Genomic DNA, 11996 nt, shown 5'->3' with positions numbered 1-11996 from the left:
GAATGCGATATGGATTATGGATGTTCATAATCCATATCGTTTTTTTGAAACGTTGGGTAACCGGCAATAAGGAGACGTGCGAATGAGACGCAACCGGTTTCAAATCAGGGTCAATTTCGGGGATACGGACAAGGCGGGGATCGTTTATTATCCGAACTATTTCAAATGGTTCGATATCGCCGGCCATCAATTTTTCCGGAGCATCGGTCTCCCGCCTGCCGAGCTTGGCGAGAAGCACGGCATCATTCTCCCATTGCTCGATGTGCGCTGCACCTTCGAGAAACCGCTGTATTATGACGATATCATCACCATTGCCACCGAGGTAACGGAGGTCAACCGCAGAACGGTGAAGCTGAATCACGAGGTATTCCGGGGAGAAGCGAGAACGGGGCACGGCTACGAATTGCGGGGCTGGGTCAAGCAGGAGGGGGATCGCATCTTTGCCGTGCCGATTCCGGACGAAGCCCGCGCGCTGCTGGAAGAGGATACGGCCGCCGAGACGGTTCAAATTAATCCATGGTTGAACGCTTGAGAGGCTATCGGGCCGTTCAAAGCACAAACGTAGGGAAGTGAATATCTGATGAACGGTGAAGTTACGGCTTCCCGCCGTGTCATTCCGGTCGTTGCGCCGACGCCTTACGACGTGGGCGACGTCAATATGTTTCTGGTGTCCGATGAGCGTACGCTTACGTTAATCGACGCCGGGGACGACTCCGAGGCTTGCTGGGATGCGCTCCATGGCGCTCTGGAGAGAGCCGGGTTCGCTTTGCGCGATTTGTCGCAAATTTTAATTACGCACAGCCATCCGGACCATACCGGGTTGGTCAATCGGATTACGGCGCTCACGGATGTCCCCGTTTATGCACATCCGGAGGCGGTTCCGCGATTAACGAGAGAACCCGATTTTTTGTCCATGCGCGCAAGCTTCTACAAGCGGTTATACCGGGAAATGGGCTGCGGGGAAGCAGGAGAACGACATGCCGCACGCCTTCAACGCGCGATCAGGAACAACGATCCAAGTAAAATAAAGGCCCCCATCCGGACGCTCCGGGAATCGGACCGGATCGGAGCTTACCGGGTCATCGAGGTTCCCGGCCATTCGCCGGATCATCTTGCCTTCTGGGATGAGCGGGAAAAGAGGCTGTTTGCCGGCGATCATCTAATCAGGCATATTTCCAGCAACGCCTTTGTCGAACCGGACCGGGAAGGGAATCGGATACCGACGCTGGTTGCTTACGCCCGGTCCTTGACGAAGTGCCTGGAGCTGAAGGCGGACATCGTCTATACCGGTCATGGCGAGCCGGTGGACCGGCCTCATGAGCTTATCGGCAAGCGGTTGGCGCGCATTGAGGAAAAGGCGGAGAAATTGAAAGCTTACATTCGCAGCGGAAGCACGACGGCCTTTCAATTGGCGCAAGTTTTATATCCGCATAAATATGATTCTGAATTCTCGGCGGTCATGTCGGAGATTATCGGTTTGTTGGATTATGCGGAGTCCAAAGCGTCAATCGGGAAGGCTATGCGCAGCGGCGTCTGGCACTATGAAGCGTAGGGAGGGGAACGAAGGTGGGAGATCAACCTGTCCTATTGGAAAGACGGGGTCATGTCGGCTGCATCCGATTGAACCGTCCGGAGGAACTGAACACGTTTAATTATGAAACGCTCGTTTGTTTGGATAATATTTTGGACGAAATTGCCAACGATCCGAAAGCGATCCGCGTCGTCATTGTGGAAGCCGAGGGGCGCGCTTTCTCCGCGGGCGCCGATCTGAAGGAACGGAAATCGTTAAATGAACAGCAGGTTCGCCGCAACGTCAGGAAAATCCGCGATGTATTCAGCGCCTTGGAACGGCTGCCGCAGCCTTCGATTGCCGCAATAAGCGGCTATGCCTTCGGCGGCGGGTTCGAGCTTGCACTGGCATGCGACTTCCGCTATGCGATCCGCGGAGCATTGATGGGGCTTACGGAGGTCAGTCTGGGGATTATTCCGGGCGCGGGCGGCACGCAGCGGCTGCCCCGGTTAATCGGCCCTTCCAAAGCGAAGGAGCTGATTCTTACCGCCCGCAAAATAACGGCCGACGAGGCGCACGCCATCGGGTTCGTGAACGCGGTGGCCGACGATCAGGCACACCTGGCCGAGCTGTGCGGGAAGCTGGCGGGCGAAATATTGAACAATGCTCCGCTTGCGGTCTATCAAGCCAAGCGCGCGATCGATGTGGGAGCGGGAGGCGATCTGCAGACGGGGCTGGATTTTGAATCCAAAGCCTATGAGGTCATCATTCCGACCAAGGATCGGGTGGAGGCTCTGGCTGCCTTTCAAGAGAAAAGAAAGCCTGTGTTTACAGGCGAATAGCAAAGCGGGGTGTGCGCATGTACAAGGCGATTGTCAGCGGGACCGGCTCTTATGTCCCTGAGCATATAGTAACCAATCACGATCTGGAGAAGCTGGTGGATACCTCGGACCAATGGATCCTCGAAAGAACGGGTATAGCCGAACGCAGAATCGTTACGGATGATCAGGCCACTTCCGATTTGGCCTATTTTGCCGCACTGGAAGCGATTCAAAGCGCGGGAATTACCGCCGCCGATATCGATATGATTATCGTGGCCACCGAAACGCCGGACCATCCGTTTCCGCCCGTAGCCTGTCAGCTGCAGCAGCGGCTCGGCTGCCGGCAAGTCACCGCATTTGACGTCCATTTAGCGTGCACGGGCTTTATCGCGTCGCTGCACGTCGCCGAGAAGTTTGTCAAAGCCGGTCCGCACCGGCACGTACTCGTCGTTGGCGCGGATACGTTATCGCGGATTACGGACTATACGGACCGCTCGACCTGCATCATTTTTGCCGATGGAGCGGGCGCCTTCGTATTATCGCGTGAAGAAGGCGGCGGCACGCTCGGACTGCTGCATACGGCGGTTCATGCCAACGGCGAATACTTCGACGCTGCGATCGTTCCCGGAGGCGGCAGCAGGTACCCGGGGGCCGGCGATGAAAGCAACAAAAATAAAATTCACATGAACGGCAACCGCATCTTCAGACTGGCGGTCAACCTGATGAGCCAGAGCATCATGGAAACGCTGGAGCATTGCCGGTATACGCTGGAGCAGGTCGATTGGGTGATTCCGCATCAGGCGAATCAAAGAATCATTGATGCCGTAGGAAGAACGCTCGAAGTCCCGGAGCATAAAATGATCAGCACGATCCGGTATTTCGGCAACAATTCGGCCGCAACCATCCCTTTGGCCATGGACCGGTCGGTGAAGGCAAACAAAATCAAGCGAGGAGATGTCGTGGCTTTAGCGGCATTCGGCGGAGGCTTAGGCTGGGGCTCCGCATTATTGCACTATTAGCGGCAGCCGGCACGCGGCGATCGGACTTCGGACAAGACCGGAGGCAGATTGCCTTGCTGTGCGCCTGTTTGCGTAGATGCGGCACCCGCCGTGAAAAAGATTTAAACTTGGGCATTGACGGTGTGACGGGGATCATATTATATTATGGATATAACACGAAAGTTACAAAAACATAATGATATAGGGAGGTGTCCCCCCGCCCAGTTTTTGAAACCGCTTCCGATCCGGCAACCGATAAAGGAGGGCTTCAAGTGATCTTGGATCACTTCATTGCCATCGCTCCGTATTTTCAAAGCATGATCCTGGAAGACTGCCGTGTTTGCCACATTCTGATATGATATGTTTATTTTACGAAAGTTCATAAAACGCTTGTGATCATGTCGTGTTTCATCATGGGTACACAGGTGTGACGCATACTTCTTATTGAAAGCGGTACCAAATACTCTTGAGGGGGCAAACAAAATGAGTTTTGGGAAAAAAGTGGTTCGTTTGGCGGCAATCGCAAGTTTGGTCATTTCCGTGTTGAGCGCCTGTGGCTCGGCCGATACGAAACCGGCAAGCGCGCCAAGCGCAAATCAGGAGAAGACGGCGACAGCGAAACCGATCAAAATCGGCTTTCTTGTGCCGAAAACGGGAAAAGGGAAAGATTACGGAGAAAAAGAGGAAATCGCCACTAAAATCGCAGTCGATGAAATCAACGCCGCAGGCGGCATTAACGGCAGCAAGCTTGAATTGGTGACTGAGGATACGGCCGGCGACAACAAGCAGGCGGTGCTGTTGACGCGGAAGCTTGAAAAGGAAAACGTCGTTGCGATTTCCGGCCCCCATTTCAGCGGTGAAGCCGAGGTGACGTTTCCGATCGCCAACGAGCTGAAGATTCCGATCATCTCTTACGCTTCCGCCAAGCCGGGTATTTCCGCAGCCAATCGTCCATGGGCGTTCCGGAACTCCATGACGGACGACAAGCTGCTGAGTACGGCGCTTCCGGTATTCGCCAAGCATTACAACGTCAAGAAATTTGCCGTTATTTATGACGAGAAGGACGCCGTCTCCAAATCGGCGGGTGTGGATGTGCTGCCTGTCGCGATAGAGAAGAACGGCTTTGAATGGGTCAACAAGAGCAATCCTCTGGCTATTAAGACAGGAGATACCGATTATAGCGCGATCGTCACCAAGGTCAAAGGCATGAAGCCGGAGGCTATCGCCGTCAGCGTCTTGTATCAAGAAGGGGCCGGGTTGGTGAAAGAGCTGAGAAGGCAGGGCGTGAACGTTCCGATCATCGGTACGGTTGGCATCTATGCGTCGGCTTTCCCGAAATTAGCCGGCGAGGCGGCTAAAGATATCGTGGTAGGCACTTACTGGTATCCGGAAATCGACCGGGCGCAGGCCCAGGAGTTTCTGAAAAAGTTCGAGCCGGAAGCGGTAAAGCTGACACCGGATGCTTCAAAGCCGGATCCGTATGCGGTGAATGCGTACGACAATATCCAAATTATTGCCAAACAGCTTAAAGACGCCGGCTTGAATGGAGACAGCGATGTGAAGAAGCTGCGCGAAACGGTGAGATCCGGCTGGGAAAAGCTGAAGGACTATGAAGGCACGCAAGGCAAAATGACGATTGATGCGGAAGGCGACGGCGTCAAGGAAGTGCATACGGTTACGATAAAAGACGGGAACTACGCTCCGTTAAAGTAAGGGAGGCGCCACCATGGAGTTGATCCAGCAGTTGATTAACGGCCTGCTGCAGGGAAGCTTGTACTCGCTACTGGCGATCGGGTTCACCCTGATATTCGGGGTACTCAGCATGATGAATTTGGCTCACAGCGAAGTTTTCATGACATCGGGCATTATGGTCTATATCCTGATCGATAAAGTTCACCTCCCGCTGTACGCCGCCGTTCCGATCGTTCTGGCAGGCTCCATTGCGCTCGGCATGGTGATCGAGCTCGTCAGTTTCCGGCCGATTCGGCGGGATTATCATTATGCACCGCTGGCAAGCACAATTGCGCTTGGCATCGTCATTTCCGAACTGGTCGTCAATTTGTCCGGTTCCGACGCCAAGTCCGTTCCTTCTGTCATCCACCTGTCGAATTTGCAAATCGGCGAAGTGCTGATCAGCAGTCCGCAAATGATCCTGCTGCTCGTATCGCTCGTCTCCATGATGGGCCTAAGCTATATTATGAAAAGCACCAAACTGGGGCGTTCGATGAGAGCGCTCTCGGAAAGCGAAACGGCGGCGAAGCTGCTGGGCGTCCATGTACGCTTCGTCGTCGTTTCGACCTTCGTCTTGGCCTCGCTGCTGGCGGCAGTCGCCGGCATGCTGTACGCGATCCGTTTCGAAACGGTGTCCCCGTTTATGGGAACGATGGTCGGACTGAAGGGCTTGGCGGTCATGATCATCGGCGGCTTAGGGAACATCAGGGGCGCGATGATCGGCGGTATTTTGATGGGACTGCTTGAGGTCATGGCTATCGCGCTTCCGCTCGGTTTGACCGAGTACGCCGATGCCGTCGTTTGGGGGATGCTCATTCTTATCTTATTGTTCCGCCCAACCGGATTAATGGGTTCAAGCGTGCAGACGGAAAGGGTGTAGCCGATGGAGCAATCGATTTTTATATTTGCAGGAATCAACATTATCCTCGCGTTAAGCTTGTACGTGACGATGGCGACCGGGCAGCTTTCCTTGGGGCATGGAGCATTTATGGCACTAGGCGCCTATGTCTCTTCCATCCTGACGGTCCATTTCTCCATTCCGCTTGTTCTATCGTTTCTGGCAGGGGCTGCGGCTGCGGCACTCGTCGGGTTTGCGATCGGCTTTCCGGCGCTGCGGATTAAAGGCATTTACCTGGCCGTGGGAACGCTCGGATTTAATGAAATGATCGAGGTCGTGCTGCGCAATGTGGACTATATCGGAGGCGCCTCCGGGCTGAGCGGGATGTCGGGAACGACACTTGCGAATGTGGCCGTCGGCACGGTCGTCGTGCTTGCCGCCGTCTTATATATGAACCGCACGCGGTTAGGCTGGGCGTTCAAGGCCGTGGAGCAGGATGAAGTCGCTGCCCAATCGATGGGATTGAACGTCACGTTTTTCAAAATATGCGCGTTTACGATCAGTGCGGGCATTGCCGGTATCGCCGGCGCCTATTACGCCCACTACATGTTTTTCATCGATCCGCAAAGCTTCGGTTTTCATACGTCGCTGCTCATCTTGTTCTACGTGCTGATCGGCGGGTACCAGACCCCTTGGGGAGCGGTGACGGGCGCGTTCCTTCTCACGCTGATTCCTGAAATTTTCCGGGGGCTCGAGGAATGGAGGCTGGTTGTGTACGGGATCATCATCGTCGTCATGATGGCGGTACGGCCTCAGGGTCTCATTTCGGAGAAGACGGTGAAAAGGATCCGCAGCCGGTTCGCGCGCAAACAGCGGCAGTCGCCTTCATCCATATCCTCACTTCGCTAAAGGAGGGATTCACCCGTCCATGCTGAACATTCAAAATTTGTCTAAACGCTTCGGTGGAATGGATGTCATATCCGGCCTGAATCTGCACGTGAAGGCCGGGCGGATTCACAGCATTATCGGCCCGAACGGTGCGGGGAAGACGACGCTGTTCAACCTGATCACCGGCTTATACAAACCGGATTCCGGCGACATTCGCTTCGAACAAACGTTGTTGAATCCGTTAAAGCCGCATCGGATCGCCAAGCTCGGGATCAGCCGGAACTTTCAAAACATCCGGCTGTTCTCGCATATGACGGTAGAGGAAAACTTGCGGATGGGTCAAGGCACGCAAATCTCCTTCGGCCTGTCCAGCCTGATTCCTTACCTGCATGGGAACAAGCGTCAGAGCCTTGAGGGCGAATTGGAAAGAGTGCTTGACTTGCTGTGTTTTGAGCGTAAGCGAGATTTGCCGGCGAGCCAGCTCTCGTACGGGGAGCAGAAACGTTTGGAAATCGGCAGGGCGGTTTGCTCCGGGGCCAAGTTAATTTTGCTGGATGAGCCGGCGGCCGGGCTTAATCCGGAAGAGAGCGCGCAATTGAACGAGTTCATCTTGACGATACGCGATCATGGAGTGACGGTTCTGCTTATCGAGCATGACATGTCCGTGGTCATGAAGATTTCCGACATCGTCACCGTCATTAATTTCGGCCAAAAAATCGCGGAGGGAACGCCGCAGGACATCAGGCATCATCCGGCTGTGCTTGAAGCTTATTTGGGAAGCGAGGAGGAGGAGGCCGTATGACCGCGATTCTTGAAGTGAAGGCAGCTTCTGCCGCATATGGGCAAATTCAAGCGCTTCGGGGCGTAAATCTGGACGTATACGAAGGAGAGGTTGTCGCTCTCATCGGGTCGAACGGAGCGGGGAAGAGCACGCTGCTCAAGACGATTTCCGGAATCATCCGGCCTACGAACGGGGAAATCCGTTTCAACGGCGCGCCCATCCATCAAGAACAGACGCATGTGATCGTAAAGTCGGGGCTGGTCCATGTTCCGGAAGGCCGGGCGATTCTGAAAAGGATGACGATCGAAGACAATCTGCTCACCGGCGGCATGTATGCAAGCAAGCAAGATACGCCGCATTTATTGGCACATGTCTATGACATTTTTCCTCTGCTGAGAGACCGCAGGCATCATCCGGCAGGGACGCTTTCCGGAGGACAGCAGCAGATGCTTGCGATCGCGCGCGGATTGATGGCGCAGCCCAAGTTGCTGATGCTCGATGAGCCTTCCCTGGGTCTCGCTCCCCTCGTGATTAAAGAAATTTTCGGGTTGATTCAGACGTTGAAAGCCAGCGGCATGACCATCCTGCTCGTGGAACAAAATGCCCGCCAGGCGCTGCGCATTGCCGACCGCGGGTACGTCATTGAAAACGGAGGCATCAAGCTGTCCGACCGGGCGAATGCCTTGCTGCATAACGACATGATCCTGCAAGCGTATCTCGGAGGCGCTCATAGCGCATGAAAGGCCGGTTCCGATTTACAAGCTTGAACCCGTTTTCCATGAATCATTGTACGAGCGGCTTTATCGCTTGGTTGTTTGGCGTCACCGGGCCGTTTCTGATCATTCTGCAATCGGCCGCACAGGGACAGCTCCAGCCGGAAGCGACTTCCTCCTGGGTGTTCGCCGTCTATGCGACCGGCGGGGCGCTGACGATCATGCTGTCCGTCTTGTACAAGCAGCCTATTGCGGTAGCTTTCTCCATCCCGGGCGCTGTCCTTGTAGGTACGTCGCTTTCCAACCATCCCTTCAACGTCGTCATCGGGGCTTATGTGCTGACGGGGCTGCTGATTCTCCTGCTTGGCATGGTCGGCCTGGTGGAGAAGCTGATGAAATCGATTCCGCTGCCGATTATGATGGGGATGGTTTCGGGTGTCTTACTCCCCTTCGGGTCCAATGTCGTGACCTCGCTGAAAGACGCTCCGTTGCTGAACGGCTTGACGCTGCTTACGTTTCTGGTTTTGTCCTATTTCACCCGGTGGGCCAAACGGATTCCTCCCATTCTGGGGGCCATCGCCGTTTCCGCCGTCTGGCTCATTTTTTTCGGGGGGAGTCCCGCAGGAGAGATCGTATTCCGGATAGCGAAGCCGCATGTGTATAGTCCCGCGTTCGATTGGAGCACCGTCGGCGAGCTTGTCATTCCGCTGGCGATGACCGTTATCGCCGTCCAGAACGCGCAAGGCATCGGGGTTCTCAGAGGAGACGGGTACGAGCCGCCGGTGAATGCGATGACCCGATGGAGCGGAATCGGTTCTTTGGCGAATGCGTTGATGGGCGCACATTCAGCCTGTATTGCCGGTCCGATGACGGCGATTCTGACCGATGAGAAGAACGGACCCAAGGAACACCGTTACCTGGGGTCGATCGTGATGGGGGCATTGTGGGTCTTATTCGGTTTATTGGCGCCGATGGCTGTGCTCTTGACGGATTCGATCCCCGCCTCCTTGATTAAGCTGCTCGGGGGATTGGCCATGATCGGAGTGCTCGTGAATTCCCTGCAAATGAGTTTCTCGGCCGGTCATAAATTGGGCGCTCTGTTTGCCTTCATGATTACCTTATCGGATATCACGTTATTCAGGATCGGAGCGCCGTTCTGGGGATTGGCTGGCGGAATCGTGTTCTCGTTCATCCTGGAGAAGCAGGATTGGCGCAAAATCAACATCAAGGCCGTTGTAACGAAGTAACGGCGCTGAATAAACCCTTCACCCCAAACCGATAGCCCGGGGTGAGGGGTTCTTATTTTTGGAGCGGTTGGACTTGTTCAGCTTTCTATTTTTTTTTCTTTTACAACAGACAGGTCTGCACTATAATGTAATAGACATAAATGAGTAACTACTAAAGGAGAGTCGAAGTATGGAAGGCGATTTATTGGTAGGCTTATTAAAATTGATCCTCATCAACATCGTATTGAGCGGTGATAATGCGGTAGTGATTGCGCTTGCCTGCCGTGCGTTGCCTGCGCGCCAACAGAAACGTGCGATCTTCTGGGGAAGCTTCGGTGCGATCGGTTTGCGGATCATCCTGACGTTTGTGGCGGTTTGGCTGCTTGCCATTCCTTATGTGCAAGTGCTTGGGGGACTTTTGCTGCTCTACATTGCGGTCAAGCTGGTGAAAGGCGAAGGAGAAGAAGAGCATCTGAAATCGGGAAATACCATAGCCGAAGCGATTAAGACGATTATGATCGCCGATCTGGTTATGAGCCTGGATAATGTGCTTGCTGTCGCGGGAGCGGCGGGAGGCAACGTGCTCCTGATCGCGCTGGGGCTTACCATCAGTATCCCGTTGATTATTTGGGGCAGTCAGCTTCTCATGACGCTGATGACCCGTTTCCCGATTATTGTCTGGTTTGGAGCCGGCCTGCTCGGTTATACGGCAGGGGAAATGATGCTGACGGATAAAGCGGTGGGACACTGGTTCGAAACGTATTTCCATGCCGGACATTACATCATTCCGATCGTGCTGGCTATTGTCGTTGTGATTGCCGGCAAACTGCTCGGCAAGAAAAAAGAAGATGGCGAAGGGAACGCTACATCGGCCGCTTCCTGATCGCCCCGCTTCCGGCCGTTACCCAATGGCCGGATTCGGCTAACAAGCCCGAAATGCCTCAGAGCAGGCATTTCGGGCTTTTGTATGAAATAATGAATTGTTTTTTCGGATAAATTCGTTTAGAATCAGGTTATCATCATTTTTGCCAACGTTGGCAAAAATGCAAGCCGCCAGCTTGCATCATGAAAACTTTATGTTTTAGGAGGAACCCACAGCATGAATATTGCATTATGTCACTTTCGTGTCGGGGAGACCGACGGCGTTTCCTTGGAAATGGAAAAATGGAAGAAGGTTCTCAAGGAATTGGGTCATCGGGTGTATCTGTTAGCCGGAAGTTTGGGAGAAGAAGAAGGGATTGTGCTCGAAGAGCTGCACTATCAGCACCCGGTCAACAACAAATTCGTCGCCAACGCCTACGACCGGCTCTCGGATTATCCCGATGCCGAGGCATTCCGGGAGGATGTACTGGCGTTTGCGGCCCGGATCGAGGAAGCGCTGTGCCGTGCGATTGACGAATACAAGCTGGATATGCTGGTGCCCAACAATATTTGGTCGTTAGGCTGGGGGCTGCCTGCAGGGATTGCTTTCGCGGAAGTCGCGCGCAAGAGGAACATCGCCTGCATCGCGCACAATCATGATTTCCATTGGGAGCGGACAAGGTACAGCAATCCGACCGATGCCTGCATCTCAGACTGGCTGGAGCAATATTTTCCGCCGAAGCTTCCGAATGTCAAGCAAGTCGTGATTAATAAAATCGCTCAAGAGGAGCTGCTGAAGCGCACCGGACAACCGTCGACCGTCGTGCCTAACGTATTCGACTTTACCGCTCCTGCCTGGACGCTCGACGATTACAACGGCGATTTTCGCAAGGTGATCGGCGTGAAAGATAACGACATCCTTTTCCTGCAGGCAACCCGGATCGCCGAACGGAAAGCGATTGAGCTTGCGATTGATTTGGCGGCAGAGGTCGGTAAGCCGGACAATATGAAGCTGTTGAAAGAAAGCCCGCTTTATGACGGGAGAATGCTCGGGGATGACGGGGAAATCGTGCTTGTGCTCGCAGGTCTTCAGGAAGCCTCGGCAGCGTACGTGGAAGGCTTGAACCGAAGAGCCGAGAGGCAGAAGGTGAAGCTGCTGTATATTAACGAATGGATCGAAGCGACCCGCGTTACCAGAAACGGCAAGAAGCTTTACTCGTTGTGGGACGCTTACGTGCATGCGGACTTTATCACGTACCCGAGTGTTTTGGAAGGCTGGGGCAACCAGTTCCTCGAAGGCCTGTATGCGAAGAAGCCGATGGCCGTATACGAATATCCGGTATATGGAACAGACATTAAGCCATGCGGGTTTCACATCGTATCCTTGGGCAGCGAGCATACGGTAGACGAAGAAGGATTGGTCCATGTGGAAAGCAAAGTGATGGAGGCGGCCGGCCGGGAAGTGCTCCGTTATTTACAGGATGGCGAATTCCGCAACGCCCGCATGGAACAAAACTTTCGATTAGGGGAAGAGCGTTATTCCTACGATGCGCTGAAGCAAATTTTAACTGGACTTTTTAAAACGCCGGTTTCAAAAAGCTAGATATTGACACCCCGAGCGAGAACGGT

12 protein-coding genes are annotated in these 11996 nt (G+C 54.1%); all 12 read left to right on the top strand.

Features of this window, described 5'->3' with window-relative positions; all coding sequences use genetic code 11:
• Positions 1-82: 82 nt before the first annotated feature.
• The 12 genes from FKP33_RS08075 to FKP33_RS08020 all read left to right on the top strand — a co-directional run bounded on the left by FKP33_RS08075 (position 83) and on the right by FKP33_RS08020 (position 11970).
• Positions 83-532, top strand: a complete 450-nt coding sequence (locus FKP33_RS08075; RefSeq protein ID WP_054795670.1) for an acyl-CoA thioesterase — start codon at positions 83-85, stop codon at positions 530-532.
• A 48-nt stretch (positions 533-580) separates the two neighbouring features.
• On the top strand, positions 581-1552 hold the full coding sequence (locus FKP33_RS08070) for an MBL fold metallo-hydrolase (RefSeq protein ID WP_141334456.1): 972 nt from the start codon (positions 581-583) through the stop codon (positions 1550-1552).
• A 14-nt stretch (positions 1553-1566) separates the two neighbouring features.
• Positions 1567-2352, top strand: a complete 786-nt coding sequence (locus FKP33_RS08065; protein ID WP_054799015.1) for an enoyl-CoA hydratase-related protein — start codon at positions 1567-1569, stop codon at positions 2350-2352.
• A 17-nt stretch (positions 2353-2369) separates the two neighbouring features.
• On the top strand, positions 2370-3350 hold the full coding sequence (locus FKP33_RS08060; RefSeq protein ID WP_054795673.1) for a beta-ketoacyl-ACP synthase III: 981 nt from the start codon (positions 2370-2372) through the stop codon (positions 3348-3350).
• A 462-nt stretch (positions 3351-3812) separates the two neighbouring features.
• Entirely contained in the window at positions 3813-5042 is a 1230-nt protein-coding gene (locus tag FKP33_RS08055; protein ID WP_127607531.1) for an ABC transporter substrate-binding protein, read from the top strand.
• Between the two features lie 13 nt (positions 5043-5055).
• Positions 5056-5940, top strand: coding sequence for a branched-chain amino acid ABC transporter permease (locus tag FKP33_RS08050; protein WP_141334455.1), 885 nt, complete (start codon positions 5056-5058; stop codon positions 5938-5940).
• A gap of 3 nt (positions 5941-5943) precedes the next feature.
• Positions 5944-6807 carry a branched-chain amino acid ABC transporter permease gene (locus tag FKP33_RS08045; RefSeq protein ID WP_141334454.1) on the top strand — a complete coding sequence of 288 codons (864 nt, stop codon included), beginning with the start codon at positions 5944-5946 and terminating at the stop codon, positions 6805-6807.
• 19 nt (positions 6808-6826) lie between these two features.
• Positions 6827-7588 (top strand): ABC transporter ATP-binding protein, encoded by a 762-nt coding sequence (locus FKP33_RS08040; RefSeq protein ID WP_127607527.1) that lies wholly within the window; start codon positions 6827-6829, stop codon positions 7586-7588.
• Between the two features lie 5 nt (positions 7589-7593).
• Entirely contained in the window at positions 7594-8307 is a 714-nt protein-coding gene (locus FKP33_RS08035) for an ABC transporter ATP-binding protein (RefSeq protein WP_483874533.1), read from the top strand.
• Positions 8304-9527 (top strand): benzoate/H(+) symporter BenE family transporter, encoded by a 1224-nt coding sequence (locus FKP33_RS08030; protein WP_141334452.1) that lies wholly within the window; start codon positions 8304-8306, stop codon positions 9525-9527. The genes FKP33_RS08035 and FKP33_RS08030 overlap by 4 nt, the downstream gene beginning before the upstream one ends.
• 169 nt (positions 9528-9696) lie before the next feature.
• The gene (locus FKP33_RS08025; RefSeq protein WP_141334451.1) at positions 9697-10389 is read left to right on the top strand and encodes a TerC family protein; all 693 of its coding nucleotides are present in this window, start codon (positions 9697-9699) and stop codon (positions 10387-10389) included.
• Positions 10390-10605: 216 nt separating this feature from the next.
• A complete protein-coding gene (locus FKP33_RS08020; RefSeq protein ID WP_141334450.1) occupies positions 10606-11970 on the top strand; it encodes a glycosyltransferase family 4 protein in 1365 nt (454 codons plus the stop codon).
• Positions 11971-11996 lie beyond the last annotated feature (26 nt).

Origin of the sequence: Paenibacillus sp. tmac-D7 (assembly GCF_006519665.1) — a bacterium.
In the GTDB taxonomy this organism is placed as follows: Bacteria; Bacillota; Bacilli; order Paenibacillales; family NBRC-103111; genus Paenibacillus_G; species Paenibacillus_G validus.
Note: the sequence above shows the minus strand (reverse complement) of the source record. Positions and strands in the feature narration are given on the sequence as shown.

What these genes read in the sequence shown, in the direction of transcription:
- FKP33_RS08075 (WP_054795670.1), top strand. Translation starts at nt 83, where the DNA reads ATGAGACGCAACCGGTTTCAAATCAGGGTCAATTTCGGGGATACGGAC.
- FKP33_RS08070 (WP_141334456.1), top strand. Translation starts at nt 581, where the DNA reads ATGAACGGTGAAGTTACGGCTTCCCGCCGTGTCATTCCGGTCGTTGCG.
- FKP33_RS08060 (WP_054795673.1), top strand. Translation starts at nt 2,370, where the DNA reads ATGTACAAGGCGATTGTCAGCGGGACCGGCTCTTATGTCCCTGAGCAT.
- FKP33_RS08055 (WP_127607531.1), top strand. Translation starts at nt 3,813, where the DNA reads ATGAGTTTTGGGAAAAAAGTGGTTCGTTTGGCGGCAATCGCAAGTTTG.
- FKP33_RS08050 (WP_141334455.1), top strand. Translation starts at nt 5,056, where the DNA reads ATGGAGTTGATCCAGCAGTTGATTAACGGCCTGCTGCAGGGAAGCTTG.
- FKP33_RS08045 (WP_141334454.1), top strand. Translation starts at nt 5,944, where the DNA reads ATGGAGCAATCGATTTTTATATTTGCAGGAATCAACATTATCCTCGCG.
- FKP33_RS08040 (WP_127607527.1), top strand. Translation starts at nt 6,827, where the DNA reads ATGCTGAACATTCAAAATTTGTCTAAACGCTTCGGTGGAATGGATGTC.
- FKP33_RS08030 (WP_141334452.1), top strand. Translation starts at nt 8,304, where the DNA reads ATGAAAGGCCGGTTCCGATTTACAAGCTTGAACCCGTTTTCCATGAAT.
- FKP33_RS08025 (WP_141334451.1), top strand. Translation starts at nt 9,697, where the DNA reads ATGGAAGGCGATTTATTGGTAGGCTTATTAAAATTGATCCTCATCAAC.
- FKP33_RS08020 (WP_141334450.1), top strand. Translation starts at nt 10,606, where the DNA reads ATGAATATTGCATTATGTCACTTTCGTGTCGGGGAGACCGACGGCGTT.